The sequence below is a fragment of the Streptomyces sp. NPDC007971 genome (genome assembly GCF_042958635.1).
GTDB lineage: Bacteria > Actinomycetota > Actinomycetes > Streptomycetales > Streptomycetaceae > Streptomyces.
In genome coordinates this window covers 151703-172820 of the sequence record NZ_JBIBJK010000002.1, presented here as the reverse complement: position 1 = coordinate 172820, position 21118 = coordinate 151703, and the positions used below count along the sequence as shown (strand labels likewise).

Sequence of the window (21118 nt, the reverse complement as noted above, 5' to 3'; positions counted from 1 at the left end):
GTCCCATTGTGCGCACTCTTGACCGCGGCATCGAACCGAAAATATCTTTCATGAGTGACCCAGGACGTGAAGGAAATTTTCGGCAGTCCTGGCGGCTCGCTCGCCGCCAAGGTGCGCACCCTCGCCCCGTCCCTGACCCGGTCCATGCAGCGTGTCGCCGAGGCCGTGGCGCACGACCCCGCCGGCTGCGCCGCGCTCACCGTCACCGGCCTGGCCGAGCTGACCGGCACCAGCGAGGCGACGGTCGTCCGCACCGCGCGGCTGCTCGGCTATCCGGGCTACCGCGATCTGCGCCTCGCCCTCGCGGGTCTCGCCGCGCAGCAGCAGTCCGGCCGCGCACCCGCGATCACCACGGACATCGCGGTCGACGACCCCATAGCCGACGTCGTCACCAAACTGGCCTACGAGGAGCAGCAGACCCTCGCCGACACGGCCGCCGGGCTCGACACCGTCCAGCTGGATGCGGCCGTCACCGCGCTCGCCGGCGCCCGCCGCACCGATGTGTACGGCATCGGTGCGTCCGGTCTGGTCGCCCAGGACCTCACGCAGAAGCTGCTGCGCATAGGGCTCATAGCCCACGCGCACAGCGACCCGCATCTCGCGGTGACCAACGCGGTGCAGTTGCGGTCGGGCGACGTGGCGATCGCGATCACGCATTCCGGTTCGACGGGGGACGTCATAGAGCCGCTGCGGGTGGCGTTCGAGCACGGGGCGACCACCGTCGCGATCACCGGGCGGCCCGACTCGCCGGTGACGCAGTACGCCGATCACGTACTGGCGACGTCGACCTCGCGCGAGAGTGAGCTGCGGCCCGCCGCGATGTCCTCCCGGACGAGCCAGCTGCTGGTGGTGGACTGCCTGTTCGTGGGTGTCGCCCAGCGGACCTACGAGGATGCGGCGCCCGCGCTGGCCGCCTCCTACGAGGCGTTGGCGCATCGGCACCGGAGTGCTCCGCGGTAGACCGTAGGACTGACATGTTGTGGGGATCTGCGGGTCCGTCGTGGCTTGTCGCGCAGTTCCCCGCGCCCCTCAGGGAATTGCAGGACCCCCCACTGGAAAGAGCCGTTACCCATGACTTCCACCCCCCGTCGGCTGCAGGCCGAACTCGCCTCCTTGACCACCGAAGCCTTCCGTCCCGACCTCGCCGAGATCGACCGGCTGCCCACCCTGGACATCGCGCGGCTCATGAACGGTGAGGACGCGGGTGTGGCCGCCGCCGTCGCCGCGCGGCTGCCGGAGATCGCCGCCGCCATCGACGCCGTAGCCGAGCGCATGGCCAGCGGTGGTCGCCTTGTGTACGCCGGCGCGGGTACCGCCGGCCGGCTCGGTGTGCTGGACGCCTCCGAGTGCCCGCCCACCTTCAACACCGACCCGGCCCAGGTCGTCGGCCTGATCGCGGGCGGGCCCGAAGCGATGGTCACCTCGGTCGAGGGTGCCGAGGACTCCGGGGAGCTGGCCGGGCGGGACCTGGACGCGCTCAAGCTCACGCCCGACGACACCGTCGTCGGCATCTCCGCCTCCGGCCGCACCCCGTACGCCATCGGCGCCGTGGAGCACGCCCGCGCCCTGGGCGCGCTGACCATCGGGCTGGCCTGCAACGAGCACAGCGCGCTCGCGGCCGCCGCCGAGCACGGCATCGAGGTCGTCGTCGGCCCCGAGCTGCTCACCGGGTCCACCCGGCTGAAGGCGGGCACGGCGCAGAAGCTGGTGCTCAACATGGTCTCGACGATCACGATGATCCGGCTCGGCAAGACGTACGGGAACCTGATGGTCGATGTGCGCGCCTCCAACGACAAGCTCCGGGCCCGCTCCCGCCGCATCGTGTCCCTCGCCACGGGAGCGTCCGACGAGGAGATCGACGCGGCGCTCACCGAGACCGGCGGCGAGGTGAAGAACGCCGTTCTGACCCTTCTCGCCGGTGTCGACGGCCCGACGGCCGCCCGCCTTCTGGAGGAGTCCGGCGGACATCTGCGTGCCGCGCTGGCGATCGCGGGCGGCTGACCCGCACGCTCGGGGCGTGCGCAACGACCCCGCCTCCACCGCCTCCACCGCAGCCGCCGTCCTCGCCCGGGTCGGCGGTCCTGCGAACGTCCTGTCCGTCACCCACTGCATGACCCGGCTGCGGCTCGGCGTCGCGGATCCGGCGGCGGTGGACGAGGAGGGGCTGCGGGCGCTGCCCGAGGTACTCGGACTGGTACGGGACGGGGAGTCGTCCTTGCAGGTCGTCCTGGGTCCCGGGGTGGTCGTGGAGGTCACGGCCGCGGTCCGGGAACGGGTGGCGGAGCAGCCCGTCGATGCCGGCCACCGGGAGGCGGAGCAGCCCGTGGGTACCGGCCACCGGGAGGCCAAGCAGCCCGTGGGCGCCGGCCACCAGGCGGCGGAGCAGCCCGGTGACGCGGCGGCCGGCCATGCGGCGGAGCGGCCCGGTGACACGGGCGACCGGCTGAAGGAGCAGCTCCAAAGGCGCAACGCCACCCCCTTCAAGACCGCCCTGCGCCGAGTCGCTGCCGTCTTCGTGCCGCTCATCCCCGCCCTGATCGGCTGCGGCATCCTCGCCGGGCTCAACGGGCTGCTGCTGAACGCGGGGTGGCTGCCCGGCCTGACCCCCGCGCTGGCCGCCGTCGCCTCCGCCTTCATGGCGCTGATCGCGGTGTTCGTCGGATACAACACGGCGAAGGAGTTCGGCGGCACTCCCGTGCTCGGCGGGGCGGTGGCGGCCGTGGTCGTGTATCCGGGCGTGGCGAAGGTGACGGCGTTCGGTGTCCAGCTGGCTCCGGGACAGGGCGGGGTGCTCGGTGCGCTCGCCGCGGCCCTGCTGGCCACGCGGGTGGAGAAGTGGTGCCGGGGCCGGGTGCCGGGCGCGCTGGACGTCCTGCTGACCCCGACGGTGACCGTCCTCGTCTCCGGTCTGGTCACCCTCTACGGCCTGATGTACGCGGCGGGCGCGGTCGCGTCGGCGATCGGCACGGCGGCCGACTGGCTCCTGACGACGACCGGTGCCTTCGCCGGGCTGGTCCTGGGCGGCCTGTTCCTGCCCCTGGTGATGCTGGGCCTGCACCAGGCGCTGATCCCGATCCACACCACCCTCATCGAGCAGCAGGGCTACACGGTGCTGCTCCCGCTGCTGGCCATGGCGGGCGCGGGGCAGGTCGGCGCGGCCCTCGCGGTGTACGTCCGCCTGCGCCACGACACGTCGCTGCGCACGACGATCAGGTCGGCGCTCCCGGCGGGCCTGCTGGGCGTGGGCGAGCCCCTCATCTACGGGGTGTCGCTGCCGCTGGGCCGGCCGTTCGTGACGGCCTGCGCGGGCGGCGCGGCCGGCGGGGCCTTCGTCGGCTTCTTCGCGATGCTCGGGGACAAGGTCGGGGCGACGGCGATCGGCCCGTCGGGCTGGGCGCTGTTCCCGCTGCTGGCGGGGAACCGCGGTCCGTGGGTGGCGGCGGCCGTCTACGGGGGCGGGCTGCTCACCGGCTATGCGGTGGGCTTCGCGGCCACGTACGTCTTCGGCTTCACCCGCCGCCCCCGCTCGGCCGAGCCCCCGCAACCCGGCCGGCCGGCCGAGCCCACGCGCCCCACCCGGTCGACCGAACTCACGTGACCCGCCCAGTCGGCCGAGCCCGCATGCCCCGCCGACTCGGCCGGCCGCAGCAGAGTGTCGGCTCAGCCGACCGTGGGAGCGCGCCACACGAGGGTGTAGCGCCAGAACAGCCGGCGGCGCAGACGGGCCCCGGGGAGCAGCCGGCCGGCCTGCTGCGACACCTCCGCGAAGGTCATCTCGGGGTCGCGGGTGGGAGCGGTCATGGAGAGGGGCGCGGGCCGGGTGCGGCCGCGGTTCCTCAGCCACCCCATGGCCGCGTTGAGGGGCAGGGCGAGCAGACCGAGCGCATGGTCCCCGGGGCTCTCGGCCCGGGCGCAGCCGACGACGACCAGGGTCCCGCCCGGGGCCAGCTCCGCCCGGAGCCGGGTCAGGGTGTCGGCGAAGGGCAGGTGGTGGAGGACGGCGACACAGGTGATGACGTCGTAGGGGCCGGCGGGCAGGCCGTACGGGGCCTCGGCCAGGGTGTAGGTGACGGGGGCCGAGGGGGCGGTCGACTCCCGCGCGCGGTCCAGGATCTCCCGGTCCGCGTCGACGGCCCGGACCCGCTCGGCCCGGCCGGCCAGCAGCCGCGCCAGATCGCCGCTGCCGCAGCCCACGTCCAGCGCCGCGGGGAAACGGCGGGGCAGCTGTCGTAGCAGCCAGGGGTGGTAGTGGGCGTTGTGCGACCACGGGTGCGCGGCGTTGAAGCGGTTCAGGGCGTCGAGGAGGCGGGCCACGGAGATCGTCTTCACCGCCCCAGTCCAGCACAGGCGCCGCGGCTCCGTGACTCAGTACCATCGGTGGCCACAGGGGACTCGGAGGACTCAGGGACCGCGAGGATCTCGACGACCGCGAGACGCACAAGGACCGCGAGACACTCAAGGACTGCGCAGGCTGACATGAACCACGCCCAGCTCACCGCTCTCGGCCGAGCGCTCCGGCTCCTCGGGGAGCACGGAGAAGCCCTCACGGCCGACGCCCCGGACGCCCGGCTGCACGAGATCAAGGCCGATCTGCGGCGGGCCCTCGACCTGCTGGACGAGAGCGTCGGGGCCGGCGCGCCCACCACCCGGTGCCCCGAGCATCCGCAGGGGCCCGTCGACGAGAGCGCCCCCGACGGATGCCTGCTCTGCGAGACCCGGCGCCGGGCCGCCCGCCGCTCGGAGTTCCAGGGCAGGCCGCAGGCCGTGGAGCCGGTCGCCACCGCCCCGTCCCGGTACGGCGTGCGTGCCGACCGTCCGCAGCCGCAGCAGCGCTGGCTGCCGGAGGCGTGGAACGGGCGCGAGTGGCAGCTGTGCGGCACGCCCCGGCGGGACCGGCGGGAGGCCGAGGCGTATCTGGCCGCTCAGCGGCGCGGGTCGCGGGCCGCCATGGCGTACCGGCTCGTGCACGAGTTCACCGACTACGAGGTGCTGCGGATCTGGGGGACGCCGGTCCAGGTGGACATCGAGCCCATGGGCAACCTCTAGGGCAGGCCGTTCAGCCCAGCAGCGGCAGGGGCAGGAATGCGTGCCCTTCCCAGATGCGTCTGCTGGTCTCTCTCGGGTACGCCGTGACCGTCGGCTTCTCGTCCAGGACCTGGACCAGGCGTTCCTCCGGGTCGTAGGCCGGCCAGCCCGGGTCGCCGGTCCTGGCGAACGCCGTCCACGAGCGGCGGAAGCGGGACGACAGCTCCTGCGCCGCGTCCGGGACGTCCGCGCCCGGGAAGAGCAGCATCCCCAGGTCGGCGCGGAAGGTGCCGAAGAGCAGGGGGATGTCCAGGCCGTGGCAGGCTCCCAGGTACCGGCTGCCGGGGGCCGACCAGGCCAGTTCGTAGACGTGCGCCCTGCCGCCGCCCGCCCGCTGGGCCTCGGCGAGGTGCAGCGACGGCATCGCGAACAGCCAGTCGGTCTGCACGCGTTCGTACAGGTCGCTGGGGGTGTCCTCGGGGAAGGCCGCGCGGTAGGCCCGCTCGCCCGCGCCGCCGCCGGGGGCCAGCAGCCGCAGGGCGGCGGTCAGCTGGTCCTCCGTGATCTCGTCGAGCAGGCCGCCCATCGCCAGGAACAGGCGGAACTCGTCGCGGTTGTGTCCGACCAGGAGGTCCACGTCCCGGGCCGCGCCCGCCGCGAGGGCCTGCCAGGGGGTCGTGGGCAGGACGTCGCCGTCGACGACCGGGGCGAACGGTGTCACCGTGGGCGCCGCCTGCCCCCATCGGTCCGTGTATCCGAGCATCCTGGCGCTCAGCGACTGGCCCGCGGCGGTGAGCCGGCGGGGGTCCACGGTCGCCAGGTCGGCCGCGGTCGGACGGCGCCCCGCCTCGGCCGCGAGGGCCGCCGCCATGTCGCGTGCCAGCGCCTCGGAGAAGAACGTGCCCGGCACGCTCTGTGCCACCGCCCGCCGGAACAGGCCGCGGGCCCGCTCCATCGCCATCAGCGAGGCCACCGAGCCCGCTCCGGCCGACTCGCCGAAGACGGTGATCTGCCCGGGGTCGCCGCCGAACGCCGTGATGTTCTCCCGCACCCACTCCAGGGCCGCCAGCTGGTCCAGCAGTCCCCGGTTCGCCGGGGCGCCGTCGAGCAGGGCGAAACCCTCCATGCCCACGCGGTAGTTGAAGGTGACGACCACGACGTCGCCGTCCCTGGCGATGTGCTGTGCGTCGTAGCCCGGCTGGCCGGCGTGGCCCATCTTGAAGGCACCGCCGTAGATCCACACCATCACCGGGCGGGCGGACGACGGGTCGGGGTCGGGGGTCCAGACGTTCACCGTGAGCCAGTCGTCGCCCGTCGGGCCCGCTACCGGGACGTCCTTGCGGCCCATGATGCCGGGCTCCTGCGGGGGCGGCGGACCGAACGCGTAAGCCTCCCGGGTGCCGTCCCAGGGCCGGGCGGGGCGCGGGGCCTGGAAACGGGCGTCGCCCACGGGCGGTTCGGCGAAGGGGATGCCCCGGAAGACCGCCAGACCGTCCTCGTGGCGGCCGCGCACCGCCCCGGAGGCGGTGCGCACCACGGGTCCGGCGGTCTCGGTCCCCGGCACCCGGGACTCACTCATCGTCACGCTCACTCCTCACTGGTCGTCAGGAGAACGCACGACGGCGATCACGAGTGCCCGGACCGGCGCGCCGCGTCAGCTCAGCGTCTTGATCGCGGCGGCGTCGTACGGCTTCAGCTCCTCGAAGCGGTCGGCGAGCACCTTGGCCGCCCACTCGGGGTCCTGGAGCAGCGCGCGGCCGACGGCGACCATGTCGAACTCGTCCGCCTCCAGGCGGTCCAGGAGGTTGTCGATGCCCTTGACCGGGGAGCCCTCGCCCTGGAAGGCGTTGATGAAGTCGCCGTCGAGGCCGACCGAGCCGACGCTGATGACCTGCTTGCCGGTGATCTTCTTCGTCCAGCCCGCGAGGTTCAGGTCGGAGCCGTCGAACTCGGGCTCCCAGTAGCGGCGGGTGGAGGCGTGGAAGACGTCGACACCGGCGGCGGCCAGCGGCGTGAGGATCGCCTCCAGCTCCTCCGGGGTCTCGGCGAGACGGGCGGCGTAGTCCTGCTGCTTCCACTGCGAGTACCGGAAGATGACCGGGAACTCGGGGGACACGGCCTTCCGGACCGCCGCGACGATCTCCGCCGCGAACCTGGTACGGGCCACCGGGTCGCCGCCGTACGCATCCGTGCGGCGGTTGGTGCCCTCCCACAGGAACTGGTCGAGGAGGTAGCCGTGGGCGCCGTGCAGCTCGACACCGTCGAAGCCGATGCGCTCGGCGTCGGCGGCGGCCTCGGCGAACGCGGCGACGACGTCGTCCAGGTCCTGCTGGGTCATCGCCTTACCGGTGACCTCGGCACCCTCGGTGACCAGGCCGGACGGGCCCATCGCGGGAGCGTCCGGGAAGGGCGCCTCGCCGTCCTTGCGGACCATGCCGATGTGCCACAGCTGCGGGACGATGGTGCCGCCCGCCTTGTGCACCTCCTCGGCGACCTTCGCCCAGCCCGCCAGCTGCTCCTCGCCGTGGAACCGGGGTACGCGGTCGCTCTGGCCGGCCGAGTCGTGGCCGACGTAGGTGCCCTCCGTGACGACCAGGCCGACGCCCGCGGCGGCGCGGCGGGCGTAGTACGAGATCACGTCCTCGCCGGGTATGCCGCCCGGCGAGAACATGCGGGTCATCGGGGCCATCACGATCCGGTTGGGGACGGTGAGTCCGTTGAGCGCGATCGGCCGGGAAAGGATCTGGGCCGCACGGGAGGCGGCGGGCGTGGTGACGGTCACGTGGGGGGCTCCTCGTGAAGGGCTCGGTTAACCGGCGGGTATGTGCATACGCATTGGTGAAGCTTCTTAAGTAAACCGCTCTCGCAGCGTCGCACATTCCGCGCCCGGACAGGACGTCATGTGATTCGGGGCACATCCCGGGCCGGCGACTCGACCGCCTCCCGGAGCCGGGCCTGCCGGTTCAGCCGCCCGACCCGCTCCCGCAGCACCTCACCCGGCGACGCGGGCCCCACCGACTCCGGCGGACAGTCCCACTCCCGCCCGCCACCCACGGGCCGCAACTGCACGTAACCGCCCACGCGCCCCATCACCTCACCGAGGCGCCCGCTCCGTACGTCGACGGCGTACGACCCGACCGCGGGCCCACCCCCGCTCACGCGTCACCGCCGCGCGCCGCTCCGCGCAGTGCGGCGGCCAGTCGCGAGGCGACGCCCAGGTTGCAGCGCCCCAGGTCGACCAGGGCGTACGGCTCACCGTGCGAGCCCGTCCAGGGGTCGACGCGCAGCGACGGCAGGATGATGCCGACGTCATCGAGGGCCGCGTGCAACTGCTCCACGGCCTCCTCGGTCGTCCGGGCCGGCCGGTGGCTCTCCGTCGTCCCCATCGGGCCTCTACCTCCACGGTGAGTGTTCGCGTTCACCACACAGCGTGGTCGCACCGTGGCTAACCTGGCCATATACGGCGTCCCAACAACCCCACCTGTGTGACCGGGAGTTGCGCATGGCAGGACCGAAGGACCTCGACCCGTCGTCATCACCCAGGGCCCTGCTGGGCGCAGAGCTGCGGCACGCGCGTGAGAAGTCCGGGCTGAGCCAGGAGGAACTGGGCCGACGGCTGTTCGTGAGCGGGTCGTTCATCGGGCAGTTGGAGGCGGGGACTCGGCGGATGCAGCTGGAGTATGCGCGGATGCTGGACGAGGTCCTGAAGACAGGGGGCTTCTTCCAGCGGAACTGCGGGGCGGCGGCCAAGTCGAAGTACGAGGAGCCCTTCGAGGCGGTGGCGGAGGCGGAGACTCAGGCAACGGCGATCAGGGAATACACACCGCTCCTGATTCCCGGGTTGCTGCAGACACCTGCGTACGCCCGGGCCGTGAACCGCGCATACGACCCGACGGCACCGGAGGAGACCATCGAGGAGTGGACGGAAGGCCGGATGGAGCGGATCCGTCTACTCGACCACCCAACAAAGCCTGTGTTGTGGGCAGTGCTTGACGAGGCAGCGTTGCGTAGGGAGGCCGGAGGCGGGGCGGTGATGGCGGAGGCTCTGCGCCACATCGCCGACCTGGCCCGCCGAAGTCGGATCATCATGCAGGTGCTGCCGTTCAGCGCGGGTGCGCACGCGGCGATGCAGGGCGCCCTGAAGTTGATGGAGTTCGCGGACGCCCCACCACTGGTCTACTACGAGGGAGTACGCACCGGGCGAGTGGAGGACGACCCGGCCACCGTCGCCCAACTGAGGTTCATGTTCGACCTGCTTGTGGCCACCGCGCTCTCGCAGGAGAAGTCCCTGGCTCTGATCGAGGCGTTGGCGCAGGATTACACCCATGAGGCACATCTCTGAGTACGACCTGGGCTCGACCGTATGGATCAAGTCGAGCTACAGCCAGGGTGGCAACAACTGCCTGGAAGTCGCCGCAGGCCCCACCGCCGTCGTACCCGTCCGGGACTCGAAGAACCCCCACGGCCCGAAGCTCGTATTCCGGGCGGAGGCCTGGTCGGCGTTCGTCGAAAACCTCGGGAGCCTCGGCGCTTGAGCCTCGGGCGTCGAGCCCCGAGACCTCTTTTCAAGGAACGGGTGGAGGGCCTCAACCCACCCTCCCACCCGGCGAGTTGACTTGACGCGTTCAGCTTGCCACGCACGGTGACGATCCTCTAGCGTGCCCGAATAACGAACAGCCCCCGTCAGGTGCTACCAACACCTGCGGGGGCTTGACCAACGAGATCGAAGGCAAGTCGATCCCATGGCTGAAGCCAAGCTTAGTGCTGCCCTCCTGCCCGCGCACGCGACCCCGCACCCGATGGCCAATCCGGGCTACGGCAAGCGCTCGGCGCCTGATCAACTCCGCCGCACCAACCACGACTTCGCACACTTACCTCCCCGCGAAGCCGCCATCGCCGCGTACGTCGACCGCCTTCCCGACGGCGCCGACATCTCGGTGAAAATGCTGGCGAAGACGCTCCCGTACGGCCAGTGCGCCTTACGTACCGCCCTCAACAACCTCCACCAGGCAGGGCACTTGAGGCGAGGACGGGAACTGCTGGCGACCGACTCGGGCGGCTCGCGCTGGATCACCCGATCGTGGTGGTCCCGTACCGCGCGGGACAACAGCTGGTGGGCGGCGTTCACACGCGGCGACGTACCGGAGCCGGAGCAGCCGCCAGACGAACGCGCCCGTCCCACCCGCTCCCGCGCCCACATCCTCCTCGCCGCGCTGGGTCGTACGACCCCGGTGCTGTCCCTCTCCGCCGCCGACTGCGCCGCGCTCGCCCCGCTGGTGGAGGAGTGGTTCGCGCGCGGGGCCACCGAGGAGACGCTCCTGACCGCACTGACCGCGGGCCTGCCCACGCCCGTCCACAGCCCGGCGGCCCTGCTCCGCCGCCGGCTGACCGACAAACTCCCGCCGGAACCACCCGCCCCACGCCCGCCCCGCCGGGTCCTGGAGTGTGCGGAGTGCGGGGTGCCGGGGCGGCCGGAGGCACTGCCAGGAGGCGTGTGCGCCGGCTGCCGGGGCGAACGCGCCCCCGCACACCCTCGTACGCCCCTGCCCGCCCCTGCGGTCCGCACCCGAGCGGGCGAGATCCGGGCTGCGATGTCCGTACGACGACGCGAAAGGACACCCGCATGACCGCTCCTACGGTCCGACGACACCACCCCGGGGCACGATGGAGGGGAGGAGGCGACGCCATGACCCCCAGCACCGCCGAACGCCCGCAGATGCCCATCGAGGACTTCGAGGAACTCGCCCGCGTGGCCCCGGAGGGCGTGCGGCTCGAATGCGTCGACGGGCGGGTCCGCACCAAGGATCCGCTCAGCGTCGAGGACTTCGAGGAGCTGGAGCGCCGGGCGCCGGAGACCGTCCGGCTTGAGTACATCAGCGGAAAACTAGAGGTCAAGGCGATGCTGGACGGCAACCACCGGGAGATCCTCGTCTGGCTGCAGGAGCAATGCATGCAGCACCGCCCTGACCTCCGTGTCTACGGCGAGTCCGGTGTGAGGACCGAGGCGTATCGCAAGGGCCGCGCCCGCACGGATGCAGCCGTCGCTCCCAAGGGCCACTTCACGGGACACGGCGAGTGGTCGGGCTCCGACGGCATCCTCATGGCCGTGGAGATCACCTCCCACGACAGGGACACGCACCAGCGTGACCGCGTCGACAAGCCCGTCGGCTATGCGGCGGTCGGCATCCCCGTCTATCTCCTCATCGACCGCGACAACAGCACCGTCGTCGTGTACAGCGAGCCGAAGAACGGCCGCTATCAGCGGTCCCCGTCCTACCCCTGGGGAGCCACCGTCGTGCTCCCCTCCCCCGTCGACGTCATCCTCGACACCCAGGAACTCAAGGACTACGCCGACTGAGCCTCACGAAACGCCCGAGGGCGGCACCCCCAGCCAGAAGCTGGAAGTACCGCCCTCGGTACTGCAGGACAGGCGATCAACCGTCAGGTCGATCAGAAGTCCATGTCACCGCCCGGCATGCCGCCCGGAGCGGCCGCGGCGGCCTTCTCCGGCTTGTCGGCGATGACGGCCTCGGTGGTGAGGAACAGCGCGGCGATGGAGGCGGCGTTCTGCAGGGCAGAGCGGGTCACCTTCGCCGGGTCGATGATGCCCTCGGCGATCATGTCGACGTACTCGCCGGTGGCGGCGTTCAGACCGTGGCCGACGGCCAGGTTGCGCACCTTCTCCACGACGACGCCGCCCTCAAGACCACCGTTGACGGCGATCTGCTTCAGCGGGGCCTCCAGCGCGAGCTTCACGGCGTTGGCGCCGGTCGCCTCGTCGCCGTCCAGGTCCAGCTTCTCGAAGACCGAGGAGGCCTGGAGCAGGGCCACGCCACCACCGGCGACGATGCCCTCCTCGACGGCCGCCTTCGCGTTGCGAACGGCGTCCTCGATGCGGTGCTTGCGCTCCTTGAGCTCCACCTCGGTGGCGGCACCGGCCTTGATGACCGCGACACCGCCGGCGAGCTTCGCCAGGCGCTCCTGCAGCTTCTCGCGGTCGTAGTCCGAGTCGCTGTTCTCGATCTCGGCGCGGATCTGGTTGACGCGGCCGGCGACCTGGTCCGAGGAGCCGGAGCCGTCGACGATGGTGGTCTCGTCCTTGGTGATGACGACCTTGCGGGCGCGGCCCAGGAGGTCCAGGGTCGCGTTCTCCAGCTTGAGGCCGACCTCCTCGGAGATGACCTCGCCGCCCGTGAGGATGGCGATGTCGCCGAGCATGGCCTTGCGGCGGTCACCGAAGCCCGGGGCCTTGACGGCGACGGACTTGAAGGTGCCACGGATCTTGTTGACGACCAGGGTCGACAGGGCCTCGCCCTCGACGTCCTCGGCGATGATCAGCAGCGGCTTGCCCGACTGCATGACCTTCTCCAGGAGCGGGAGCAGGTCCTTGACGGAGCCGATCTTGGAGTTCGCGATGAGGATGTAGGGGTCCTCCAGCGACGCCTCCATGCGCTCCATGTCGGTCGCGAAGTAGGCGGAGATGTAGCCCTTGTCGAAGCGCATGCCCTCGGTGAGCTCAAGCTCCAGGCCGAAGGTGTTGCTCTCCTCGACGGTGATGACGCCTTCCTTGCCGACCTTGTCCATGGCCTCGGCGATGAGCTCGCCGATCTGGGTGTCGGCGGCGGAGATGGACGCGGTGGAGGCGATCTGCTCCTTGGTCTCGACGTCCTTCGCCTGCTCCAGCAGGGCGGCGGAGACGGCCTCGACGGCCTTCTCGATACCGCGCTTCAGAGCCATCGGGTTGGCACCGGCGGCGACGTTGCGCAGGCCCTCGCGGACCAGCGCCTGGGCGAGCACGGTCGCGGTGGTCGTACCGTCACCGGCGACGTCGTCCGTCTTCTTGGCGACTTCCTTGACCAGCTCGGCGCCGATCTTCTCGTACGGGTCCTCGAGCTCGATCTCCTTGGCGATGGAGACACCATCGTTGGTGATCGTGGGGGCGCCCCACTTCTTCTCGAGGACGACGTTGCGGCCCTTGGGGCCGAGCGTCACCTTCACGGCGTCCGCGAGCTGGTTCATGCCGCGCTCGAGGCCGCGCCGCGCCTCCTCGTCGAACGCGATGATCTTGGCCATGTGAAGTGGTCCCTCCAGGACTGGGGGTGATTCCTTCGGACCGCGCCCGCGCCCGCGACGGACGGCTCGCATGCCTTGTGGTTCCTTGCCCCACCCGGCCTGCGGGCCTCACCGACCCGGTCCTTCGTTGTCACTCTCACCTTCAGAGTGCTAACGCAATGATTAGCACTCGGCATGGTCGAGTGCAAGCGCCTGGAAGGGTGCGAAGGGGGCGTCAGCCGCCCGCGAACAGGGGTGTGGGCGGTTCACGAGGGACGTCAGCCGCCCGCGAACACGGACGTGCGGGCGGATCCGGACGCAGAGAAGGGCCCGCACCCTGTGCCGGTGCGGGCCCTTCCTCACAAAAACGTTCAGGCGCTGAGGCGAACCATGTCGGCCTGCGGGCCTTTCTGGCCCTGCGAGATCTCGAACTCCACCCGCTGGCCCTCTTCCAGGGTGCGGTAGCCGTCCATCTGAATGGCGCTGTAGTGGACGAAGACGTCCGCACCACCGTCGACCGCGATGAAGCCGTACCCCTTCTCCGCGTTGAACCACTTGACGGTGCCCTGAGCCATGCCTAACTCCCCTATTACTGGCCCTTGCACAGATCCGCACTTCGCGGACCCGGGTCAGACCTCACCCCCCATTGGTCGGGGGCGTGCGCCGGAACGCGTCGACCGCGGCTGAATGTATCTGTCCAACTGCCGTCTGCAACAGGTCAATCGGACGAGAATTCTGGACGAGCCCGGTCCGGAATCTGCCAAAAAATCGGCTGAATTCAGGGCAACTCGGGCCGTACAAAATGGAACAAAAGCCGCACAATGCCCGCTTACTTTGGCTACTTCTTGTCGGGCGTGCGGTGTGAAATCCGGGGCCCGTGACCCGCAGATCCGGAGCGCGTTCCCCAACTGTACCGCGCTCAATCACACTGAATGGCCCCCTCCGTTTCTCTCACGGAGGGGGCCATTCGATGAACAATCAGTAACAGCGGTTACCGAAGGTAATGATCAGTCATTCGGTCAGCCTCCCGCGACCGCCGGAATGATGGAGACACCCGCACCGTCCGGGGTCACCGTCTGAAGGCCCTGCTCAAAGCGCACGTCGTCGTCATTGACGTACACATTGACGAAACGGCGGAGCTTGCCCTGGTCGTCCAGGACCCGGGCGGCGATACCGGTGTGGTTCTTCTCCAGGTCCTCGATGACCTCGGCGAGGTTCGCGCCCTGGGCGGCGACCTCGGCCTGCCCGCCGGTGTAGGTGCGCAGGATGGTGGGGATGCGAACGGTCACGCTCATGCGAGGCCAGCCTCTCGGAAGGAGTCCAGGGTCGGGCGGATGGTGGCGGTGAGACCCGTGCCGGCCACCGCGTCGAGGGTCTTGAGGCCGTCGCCGGTGTTGAGGACGACCGTGGTGAGCGACGGGTCCAGGACGCCGTTGTCGATCAGCTTCTTCGTCACGCCCACGGTCACGCCGCCGGCCGTCTCCGCGAAGATGCCCTCGGTCCGGGCCAGCAGCTTGATCGCGTCCACGACCTGCGCGTCGGTCACGTCCTCGACCGCACCGCCCGTGCGGCGCGCGATGTCCAGGACGTACGGCCCGTCGGCCGGGTTGCCGATGGCGAGGGACTTGGCGATGGTGTTCGGCTTCTGCGGGCGGACCACGTCGTGGCCGGCCTTGAAGGCCGCGGAGACCGGCGAGCAGCCCTCGGCCTGCGCGCCGAAGATCCTGTACGGCCGGTCCTCGACCAGGCCGAGCTTGATCAGCTCCTGCAGGCCCTTGTCGATCTTCGTCAGCTGGGAGCCGGAGGCGATCGGGACCACGATCTGGTCCGGGAGCCGCCAGCCGAGCTGCTCACAGATCTCGTACGCCAGGGTCTTCGACCCCTCCGCGTAGTAGGGCCGCAGGTTCACGTTGACGAAGCCCCAGCCCTCGCCGGCCGAGTCGCCGATCAGCTCGGAGCAGAACCGGTTCACGTCGTCGTAGTTGCCCTCGATGCCGACCAGTTCGCCGCCGTAGACCGCGGCCATGACGATCTTGCCCTGCTCCAGGTCGTGCGGGATGAACACGCAGGAGCGGAAGCCGGCCCGGGCGGCCGCGGCGCCGACGGCACCGGCCAGGTTGCCCGTGGAGGAGCAGGAGAGCGTGGTGAAGCCGAAGGCACGCGCGGCCTCCAGCGCCTGGGCCACCACCCGGTCCTTGAAGGAGTGCGTCGGGTTCCCGGAGTCGTCCTTGACGTACAGACCGCCGGTGACGCCCAGCTCACGCGCGAGATTGTCGGCCTTGACGAGCTTGGTCCAGCCCGGGTTGATGTTGGGCTTGTCCGCCACGTCCGCAGGGACGGGCAGCAGCGGGGCGTACCGCCAGATGTTCGCCGGTCCGGCCTCGATCCGCCTGCGCAGCTCTTCGGTGTCGTAGGCGGAGAAGTCGTAGGCGATCTCCAGCGGGCCGAAACACTCCTCGCAGGCGAACAGCGGACCGAGCGGTACGCGGTGACCGCATTCGCGGCAGCTCAGCGCAGCGGCGGGACCGAGGTCTACGGTGGACGTGGAGGTGCTTGCAACAGTCTGCACAGCCATGGAGGCGAGGCCCTTTCTCCTCATCTTCCTCACGACGCATCTCGCCGTGAGACGGATTTGGCACCTTCCCTAGCCGGGAGCCTCGCTGGAGAACGAGAACCGACTGGAGGGTTGCCGGGGCTTCATCGGGCCGTTTCCCTCTGCCCCTCTGGATGAGCGGTATTCGGTTGTCAACGCGCGCGACCTCCGACATGCGATGGTCATCGGCGTTGCTCAAGACTGTAACCGAAGGCCAGGACAGTTGAGATAGTCGTCCGAACCGCGAGACAACGTGAGGAGCCGCTGACTGTGCTGGAAGAAGTCGAGCGCTGGCTGGCCACCCGCTCCTGGTCCGTGACCGACCGCCCGCTCCATCAGATCCTGGCGGCCAAGCAGCGCACCGGCCAGTCGGTCTCCGTCGTGCTGCCCGCGCTCAACGAGGAGGAGACGGTCGGCGACATCGTCACCGTCATCCGCCACGACCTCATGCGGCAGGCCCCCCTGGTCGACGAGATCGTCGTCGTCGACTCCGGGTCCACCGACCGCACCTCCGAGGTCGCCGCCGCCGCGGGCGCCCGGGTCGTCCACCGCGACGACATCCTCCCCCGCATTCCGGCCGTCCCCGGAAAGGGTGAGGTGCTGTGGCGCTCCCTGCTGGTGACCGGCGGGGACATCGTCTGCTTCATCGACGCCGACCTGAGGGAGTTCTCCTCCGACTTCGTCTCGGGGATAGTCGGCCCGCTGCTCACCGAGCCGGACGTCGACCTGGTCAAGGCCATGTACGACCGCCCGCTCGGCACCGGGCCGGACGCGCCCGCCACCGGCAGGACGGCGGAGCAGGGCGGCCGGGTGACCGAGCTGATGGCCCGCCCGCTGCTGAACATGCACTGGCCGCAGCTGGCCGGATTCGTCCAGCCGCTCGGCGGCGAGTACGCGGCCCGCCGCTCCCTGCTGGAACAGCTGCCGTTCCCGGTGGGCTACGGCGTGGAGCTGGGCATGCTCGTGGACGCGCTGCACCTGGCCGGCCTGGACGCCCTCGCGCAGGTCGACGTCGGTGTGCGCCTCCACCGCCACCAGGACGGACAGGCCCTGGGCCGGATGGCCGCGGCGATCTACCGCACGGCCCAGCTGCGGCTGGCCCGCGGCCACCTCGTGCGGCCCGCCCTCACCCAGTTCGAGCGGGGCGAGGACGGTTTCGAGCCACGCACCTATCCGGTGGACACCGAGGAGCGGCCGCCGATGGCCGAGATCGCGGAGTACGCGGCCCGCCGTGTCGCCTGAGGGGCGCACGAGAACGGCTGTATACAGCCCCCTTCCGGGGCAGACCGTACGTTTGAGCGTTTCGGGGCCGGGCTAGGTTGAGGCGTATGGCTTCCACCCATGGTGCTGAGGTGCTGGTCGCGTCCAACCGCGGCCCGGTTTCGTACGAGATCCTCCCCGACGACGGAGCCGGCTCGCTGCGCGCCAAACGGGGCGGCGGCGGACTGGTCTCGGGTCTGTCGGCCATCGGGCCGGACACCAACGCGGTATGGGTGTGCGCCGCGCTGGGCGACGGCGACCGCGCGGCGGTGCACCGTGCGGACGGCGCACTGCTGCCGGCCGAGGAGACCGGCGGACAGCGGGTGCGCATGCTCGACATCGACGCGGCGGTGTTCGCCGACGCGTACAACGGCATCGCCAACTCGGTGCTGTGGTTCGTCCACCACATGCTGTACCAGACCCCGCTGGAGCCCGTCTTCGACACGGAGTTCCGGCGGCAGTGGGCGTCGTACGAGGCCTACAACCGGGCCTTCGCCGAGGCGCTGGCCGAGGAGGCCGCGGACGGCGCGGCGGTACTGATCCAGGACTACCACCTGGCACTCGCCCCCCGGATGCTCCGCCGGCTCCGCCCCGACCTGCGCATCGGTCACTTCTCGCACACCCCCTGGGCCCCGCCGGACTACTTCCGCCTCCTGCCCGACGACATCGCGGCCGAGCTGCTGACCGGCATCCTGGGCGCGGACCGGGCGGCGTTCCTGACCCGGCGGTGGGCGGACGCCTTCACCGACTGCTGTCACGCGGTCCTGGGGCCGGGCATCCCCTCCGGGACCCGCATCGGGGTGCACGGGCTCGGCGCCGACGCGGACTTCCTGCGGGAGCGCGCGCACCGCACGGACGTGACCGAACGGATGGCCGCGCTGCGGGAGGAGATCGGCGAGGGGCGCCGGACCGTCGTCCGGGTGGACCGCACCGAGCTGTCCAAGAACATCGTGCGGGGCCTGCTGGCCTACCGGCAGCTGCTGGAGGACCACCCCGAGTGGCGCGAGCGGGTCGTCCACCTCGCCTTCGCCTACCCGTCCCGGCAGGACCTCGCCGTCTACCGCGCGTACACGGCCGAGGTGCAGCGGGTGGCCGAGGAGATCAACGCGCGCTACGGCACGCCGGGGTGGACGCCGGTCGTGCTGCACGTCAAGGACGACTTCGCGCGCTCCCTGGCCGCGTACCGGCTCGCGGACGTGGCGCTGGTCAACCCGATCCGGGACGGCATGAACCTGGTCGCCAAGGAAGTGCCGGTCGTCTCGGACGAGGGCTGCGCGCTGGTGCTGTCGCGGGAGGCCGGGGCGTACGAGGAGCTGGGCGAGGACGCGATCGTGGTGAACCCGTACGACATCGGGGGCACGGCCGATGCGTTGCACGCTGCGCTGAACATGGCGGCGGGCGAGCGGGCCGAACGGTCGAAGAGGCTGGCCGCGGCCGCTACCGCACTGCCACCCGCACAGTGGTTCCTGGATCAGCTGGGGGCACTCGACACCCAGCCCTGAGCCGACGAGCCGCGCACGGTAAGCGGTGCGTGCGCGGTGCGTACGCGGTGCCGGGGCCGTGTCCGGTACTGGGTGCAACGCCCAGTGATCAGGGCATGTGTGCAGCCAGGGTCCGGAGCAGGGCCACGACTCCCTCGGGGCCCTGCGTCACCACGTCCGCGCGTTCCGCCAGCTCCGTGACCTCCGTGCTGCCGCTGCAGACCAGGAGGCCGGGGGTGCCGTCGGAGCGGAGCTTGTCCACGGCCGCGTAGGCGGGGAGGTCGCCGAGGTCGTCGCCGGCGTAGAGGACGGACCCGGCGCCGGTGGTGCGGACGTGGTCGAGGAAGGCGACGCCCTTGTCCATGCCGGGCGGGCGCAGTTCGAGGACCAGCCGGCCGGGCTCGACGATCAGGCCGTGCCGGGTGGCCAGGTCGGCGAGAGGTTCGCGCAGGGCCTCGAAGGCGGCCTGCGGGTCGTCCGCACGGCGGGTGTGGACGGCGATCGCCCTGCCCTTCTCCTCGATCCATGCGCCGTGCCAGGCGCCGACGCGGTCCAGGAGCCCCGGCAGCTCGGCGCGGACCGCGGCCACCCCGGGGTGCGGCTCAGGTGCGGTGACCGTGCCGGTCGCGGCATCCCAGCGCTCGGCGCCGTAGTGGCCGAGGACGACGAGGTGCTCCAGGCCGGGGACGCCCGCGAAGCCGCCGTTGCGGACCGCGACGGCGGCGGGCCTGCCGGTGATCACGGCGACGGAGGCGACCTTGGGGGCGAGGGCGGCGAGCGCGGGGACGGCGTCCGGGTGGGCGCGGGCCTGCTCGGGGTCGGCGACGATCGGGGCCAGCGTGCCGTCGAAGTCGAGGCCGATCACTGCGGTGCACGGCTCGGTGAGCAGCGCCTGGAGTCCGTCCCGTCCGGCCTGGGTCGCCGGATTCGGCAGAGGGGTCATACAGCGACACTATCCAGCGTGGGCCGCGGTCACTCCTGGGCTCGGCCAGGGGCTCCGCCCCTGAACCCCGCTTTCCCACCCACCCACCCGACTCGCTCGGCTCCCACACCAGGCCCAGACACCCCGGCCGACCCCGGCCCGACGCTCGCCCCCGCCGACTCGGCCGCCCCCCTCAGCGGTCGGAGCGGCGGGTCTCGCGGACACGGCGCAGGCGGTTCACGGTCACCGGGTCCAGGGCCAGTGCCCTTGCGTCGTCCAGGAGCGCGTTCAGGAGCTGGTAGTAGCGCACCGGCGCCAGGCCCAGCTCCTCGCGTATCGCACGCTCCTTCGCGCCGGGTCCGGGGAAGGCCCGCCGCTCCAGCGCGAGGATGGCCTGTTCACGGCTGCCCAGTTCCATGTGCGCAACCGTAACGCCGGGCACCGACAACCGGCGCGCTCCGGCGGCTGGCCCACCCCGCCCGTTTCAGCGGTCGGGGCGTTTCGGCGGTCGGGGCGTTTCGGGTCAGCCGGTGGAGGACGCGCCGCTGTCGGCCGTCGCCGCGGACGCCTGGAGGCGGGCGAGGACGCCGGCGGGGCTGCCGTCGGGGGCGACCGCCTGGCCGATGTCCTTCTTCACGGCCGCGCTGACCGCCGCCCAGGAGGTCTTGCCGACCGGGTACAGCTCGGAGGTCGGCAGCTGGTCGAGGAAGGCGTGCAGATCCTTGTCCGGAGCCGCGTCCGAGGCGCTCATGACGTTGGACGCGGAACCGGTGACCGGCAGCAGCCCGTACTCGCGGGAGAAGGCGAGGACGTTCTTCTGCTCGTAGACGAAGTCGAGGAAGTCGCCGATCTGCTGCGCGTGCCCGTTCTGCTTGAACCCCATCATCCAGTCGGCGACGCCCATGGAGGCCTTGGCCTTGCCGGTGCGGCCGGGCATCGGGACCATGCCGAACTGCACGCCCTTCTTCCCGGCCTGCTGGATCAGCGTGGGATGCCCGTTGAGCATGCCGACCTGGCCGTCGGCGAAGGCGGCGAAGGCGTCCGCGCGGTTGAGCTTGCCGGGTGCGACGGGACCGGTCAGGCCCTTGTCGACCAGCTCGTCCTTGAGCCAGGTGAAGGTCTGGACGTTCTGCGCCGAGTCGATGGTGTAGGTGCCGATGTCGTCGGTGTAGCCGTTGCCGCCGCTCAGCAGCCACTGCATGGTCTCGGCCTGCGCCTCCTCGGGACCGAGCGGCAGCGCGACGGGGTACTTCACGCCCTTGTCCTTGAGCGCCTTCGCGTCGGCGGCCAGTTCGCTCCAGGTGGTGGGCGGGGTGATGCCGGCCCTGGCGAACAGCGTCTTGTTGTAGAAGAGCACCCGGGTGGAGGCGCCGAACGGAATGCCGTACTGGACGTGCTTCCACTCGCCCGCGTCGACGAGCGAGGAGAGGAAGTCGGCCTGGGTGCGGATGGAGAGCAGGTCGGAGGCCTGGTAGAGCTTGCCCGCGGCCGCGTAGTCGGCGTAGGCGCCGATCTGGGCCAGGTCGGGGGCGTGGCCGGCGTCGACCATCTCCTTGACCTTGCGGTCGACGTCGTTCCAGGAGTAGACGCTGACCTCGACCTTCACGCCGGAGTGCTTGGCCTCGTAGGCCTTGGCCAGCTTGTCCCAGTACTTCTGTGTGCTGTTCGCGGCGGAGTCGCCGTAGTCGGCCGCGACCAGCTTCAGGGTCACGTCGGAGGACCCCGTGCTCCCGCAGCCGCCCAGGACCGCCGTCATGCCCAGTGCGGACACCACCGCGATCGTTC

21 protein-coding genes and 1 riboswitch are annotated in these 21118 nt (G+C 71.1%); of the genes, 10 read left to right on the top strand and 11 right to left on the bottom strand.

Translation table 11 applies throughout. From position 1 onward, the window contains the following. Positions 1-54 precede the first annotated feature (54 nt). The 3 genes from ACFZCP_RS04555 to ACFZCP_RS04545 all read left to right on the top strand — a co-directional run bounded on the left by ACFZCP_RS04555 (position 55) and on the right by ACFZCP_RS04545 (position 3598). Complete coding sequence (locus ACFZCP_RS04555; protein ID WP_391423985.1) at positions 55-960, top strand: SIS domain-containing protein; 906 nt, start codon at positions 55-57, stop codon at positions 958-960. 111 nt (positions 961-1071) lie between these two features. After that, positions 1072-2001, top strand: coding sequence for an N-acetylmuramic acid 6-phosphate etherase (gene murQ / locus ACFZCP_RS04550; protein ID WP_391423984.1), 930 nt, complete (start codon positions 1072-1074; stop codon positions 1999-2001). Positions 2002-2017: 16 nt separating this feature from the next. Further along, on the top strand, positions 2018-3598 hold the full coding sequence (locus ACFZCP_RS04545) for a PTS transporter subunit EIIC (RefSeq protein WP_391423983.1): 1581 nt from the start codon (positions 2018-2020) through the stop codon (positions 3596-3598). Positions 3599-3660: 62 nt separating this feature from the next. Here the strand turns inward: ACFZCP_RS04545 and ACFZCP_RS04540 are convergent, their stop codons facing one another. Next, positions 3661-4329, bottom strand: coding sequence for a methyltransferase domain-containing protein (locus ACFZCP_RS04540; RefSeq protein WP_391423981.1), 669 nt, complete (start codon positions 4327-4329; stop codon positions 3661-3663). Positions 4330-4476: 147 nt separating this feature from the next. Between ACFZCP_RS04540 and ACFZCP_RS04535 the strand changes: the two genes are divergently transcribed. After that, entirely contained in the window at positions 4477-5046 is a 570-nt protein-coding gene (locus ACFZCP_RS04535) for a hypothetical protein (RefSeq protein ID WP_391423980.1), read from the top strand. Between the two features lie 10 nt (positions 5047-5056). Here the strand turns inward: ACFZCP_RS04535 and ACFZCP_RS04530 are convergent, their stop codons facing one another. From ACFZCP_RS04530 to ACFZCP_RS04520, 3 genes are all read right to left on the bottom strand, one after another. Further along, positions 5057-6604 (bottom strand): carboxylesterase family protein, encoded by a 1548-nt coding sequence (locus ACFZCP_RS04530; protein WP_391424694.1) that lies wholly within the window; start codon positions 6602-6604, stop codon positions 5057-5059. A gap of 75 nt (positions 6605-6679) precedes the next feature. After that, complete coding sequence (locus ACFZCP_RS04525; protein WP_391423978.1) at positions 6680-7807, bottom strand: NADH:flavin oxidoreductase; 1128 nt, start codon at positions 7805-7807, stop codon at positions 6680-6682. Positions 7808-8180: 373 nt separating this feature from the next. After that, complete coding sequence (locus ACFZCP_RS04520) at positions 8181-8411, bottom strand: hypothetical protein (protein ID WP_391423976.1); 231 nt, start codon at positions 8409-8411, stop codon at positions 8181-8183. A gap of 116 nt (positions 8412-8527) precedes the next feature. On the opposite strand from ACFZCP_RS04520, the gene ACFZCP_RS04515 reads away from it, so the two are divergent. The 4 genes from ACFZCP_RS04515 (at position 8528) to ACFZCP_RS04500 (ending at position 11383) form a co-directional block, all read left to right on the top strand. Then, on the top strand, positions 8528-9367 hold the full coding sequence (locus ACFZCP_RS04515; RefSeq protein ID WP_362681474.1) for a helix-turn-helix transcriptional regulator: 840 nt from the start codon (positions 8528-8530) through the stop codon (positions 9365-9367). Next, on the top strand, positions 9351-9560 hold the full coding sequence (locus ACFZCP_RS04510; protein WP_391423974.1) for a DUF397 domain-containing protein: 210 nt from the start codon (positions 9351-9353) through the stop codon (positions 9558-9560). Before ACFZCP_RS04515 ends, ACFZCP_RS04510 begins: the two co-directional genes overlap by 17 nt. A 207-nt stretch (positions 9561-9767) precedes the next feature. Continuing rightward, positions 9768-10652, top strand: a complete 885-nt coding sequence (locus ACFZCP_RS04505) for a hypothetical protein (RefSeq protein WP_391423971.1) — start codon at positions 9768-9770, stop codon at positions 10650-10652. Between the two features lie 59 nt (positions 10653-10711). Next, positions 10712-11383 (top strand): Uma2 family endonuclease, encoded by a 672-nt coding sequence (locus ACFZCP_RS04500; protein WP_391423970.1) that lies wholly within the window; start codon positions 10712-10714, stop codon positions 11381-11383. 92 nt (positions 11384-11475) lie between these two features. On the opposite strand, the gene groL is transcribed toward ACFZCP_RS04500, so the two are convergent. The 4 genes from groL to thrC form a co-directional block, all read right to left on the bottom strand. After that, positions 11476-13098 carry a chaperonin GroEL gene (gene groL / locus ACFZCP_RS04495; RefSeq protein WP_362681489.1) on the bottom strand — a complete coding sequence of 541 codons (1623 nt, stop codon included), beginning with the start codon at positions 13096-13098 and terminating at the stop codon, positions 11476-11478. A 350-nt stretch (positions 13099-13448) separates the two neighbouring features. After that, the gene (locus tag ACFZCP_RS04490; RefSeq protein WP_004929928.1) at positions 13449-13652 is read right to left on the bottom strand and encodes a cold-shock protein; all 204 of its coding nucleotides are present in this window, start codon (positions 13650-13652) and stop codon (positions 13449-13451) included. 444 nt (positions 13653-14096) lie between these two features. Next, on the bottom strand, positions 14097-14372 hold the full coding sequence (locus ACFZCP_RS04485) for a MoaD/ThiS family protein (protein WP_391423966.1): 276 nt from the start codon (positions 14370-14372) through the stop codon (positions 14097-14099). Then, positions 14369-15652 carry a threonine synthase gene (gene thrC, locus ACFZCP_RS04480; protein WP_391423964.1) on the bottom strand — a complete coding sequence of 428 codons (1284 nt, stop codon included), beginning with the start codon at positions 15650-15652 and terminating at the stop codon, positions 14369-14371. The genes ACFZCP_RS04485 and thrC overlap by 4 nt, the downstream gene beginning before the upstream one ends. Before the next feature lie 17 nt (positions 15653-15669). After that, a riboswitch (SAM riboswitch) is annotated at positions 15670-15811 on the bottom strand. A gap of 129 nt (positions 15812-15940) precedes the next feature. Between thrC and ACFZCP_RS04475 the strand changes: the two genes are divergently transcribed. Together ACFZCP_RS04475 and ACFZCP_RS04470 are read left to right on the top strand one after the other, a co-directional pair. Further along, on the top strand, positions 15941-16912 hold the full coding sequence (locus ACFZCP_RS04475; RefSeq protein WP_391423962.1) for a glucosyl-3-phosphoglycerate synthase: 972 nt from the start codon (positions 15941-15943) through the stop codon (positions 16910-16912). Positions 16913-16998: 86 nt separating this feature from the next. Beyond that, the gene (locus ACFZCP_RS04470) at positions 16999-18432 is read left to right on the top strand and encodes a trehalose-6-phosphate synthase (RefSeq protein WP_391423960.1); all 1434 of its coding nucleotides are present in this window, start codon (positions 16999-17001) and stop codon (positions 18430-18432) included. An 88-nt stretch (positions 18433-18520) separates the two neighbouring features. Here ACFZCP_RS04470 and otsB read toward each other — a convergent pair whose 3' ends face one another. From otsB to ACFZCP_RS04455, 3 genes are all read right to left on the bottom strand, one after another. Continuing rightward, a complete protein-coding gene (gene otsB / locus ACFZCP_RS04465) occupies positions 18521-19354 on the bottom strand; it encodes a trehalose-phosphatase (RefSeq protein ID WP_391423959.1) in 834 nt (277 codons plus the stop codon). A gap of 172 nt (positions 19355-19526) precedes the next feature. Continuing rightward, the gene (locus ACFZCP_RS04460; protein ID WP_391423957.1) at positions 19527-19751 is read right to left on the bottom strand and encodes a DUF3263 domain-containing protein; all 225 of its coding nucleotides are present in this window, start codon (positions 19749-19751) and stop codon (positions 19527-19529) included. A 105-nt stretch (positions 19752-19856) separates the two neighbouring features. Continuing rightward, positions 19857-21107, bottom strand: a complete 1251-nt coding sequence (locus ACFZCP_RS04455) for an extracellular solute-binding protein (RefSeq protein WP_391423956.1) — start codon at positions 21105-21107, stop codon at positions 19857-19859. Positions 21108-21118 lie beyond the last annotated feature (11 nt).

What these genes read in the sequence shown, in the direction of transcription:
- murQ (WP_391423984.1), top strand. Translation starts at nt 1,072, where the DNA reads ATGACTTCCACCCCCCGTCGGCTGCAGGCCGAACTCGCCTCCTTGACC.
- ACFZCP_RS04535 (WP_391423980.1), top strand. Translation starts at nt 4,477, where the DNA reads ATGAACCACGCCCAGCTCACCGCTCTCGGCCGAGCGCTCCGGCTCCTC.
- ACFZCP_RS04530 (WP_391424694.1), bottom strand. Translation starts at nt 6,604, where the DNA reads ATGAGTGAGTCCCGGGTGCCGGGGACCGAGACCGCCGGACCCGTGGTG.
- ACFZCP_RS04520 (WP_391423976.1), bottom strand. Translation starts at nt 8,411, where the DNA reads ATGGGGACGACGGAGAGCCACCGGCCGGCCCGGACGACCGAGGAGGCC.
- ACFZCP_RS04515 (WP_362681474.1), top strand. Translation starts at nt 8,528, where the DNA reads ATGGCAGGACCGAAGGACCTCGACCCGTCGTCATCACCCAGGGCCCTG.
- ACFZCP_RS04510 (WP_391423974.1), top strand. Translation starts at nt 9,351, where the DNA reads ATGAGGCACATCTCTGAGTACGACCTGGGCTCGACCGTATGGATCAAG.
- ACFZCP_RS04505 (WP_391423971.1), top strand. Translation starts at nt 9,768, where the DNA reads ATGGCTGAAGCCAAGCTTAGTGCTGCCCTCCTGCCCGCGCACGCGACC.
- ACFZCP_RS04500 (WP_391423970.1), top strand. Translation starts at nt 10,712, where the DNA reads ATGACCCCCAGCACCGCCGAACGCCCGCAGATGCCCATCGAGGACTTC.
- groL (WP_362681489.1), bottom strand. Translation starts at nt 13,098, where the DNA reads ATGGCCAAGATCATCGCGTTCGACGAGGAGGCGCGGCGCGGCCTCGAG.
- ACFZCP_RS04490 (WP_004929928.1), bottom strand. Translation starts at nt 13,652, where the DNA reads ATGGCTCAGGGCACCGTCAAGTGGTTCAACGCGGAGAAGGGGTACGGC.
- ACFZCP_RS04485 (WP_391423966.1), bottom strand. Translation starts at nt 14,372, where the DNA reads ATGAGCGTGACCGTTCGCATCCCCACCATCCTGCGCACCTACACCGGC.
- thrC (WP_391423964.1), bottom strand. Translation starts at nt 15,652, where the DNA reads ATGGCTGTGCAGACTGTTGCAAGCACCTCCACGTCCACCGTAGACCTC.
- ACFZCP_RS04470 (WP_391423960.1), top strand. Translation starts at nt 16,999, where the DNA reads ATGGCTTCCACCCATGGTGCTGAGGTGCTGGTCGCGTCCAACCGCGGC.
- otsB (WP_391423959.1), bottom strand. Translation starts at nt 19,354, where the DNA reads ATGACCCCTCTGCCGAATCCGGCGACCCAGGCCGGACGGGACGGACTC.
- ACFZCP_RS04460 (WP_391423957.1), bottom strand. Translation starts at nt 19,751, where the DNA reads ATGGAACTGGGCAGCCGTGAACAGGCCATCCTCGCGCTGGAGCGGCGG.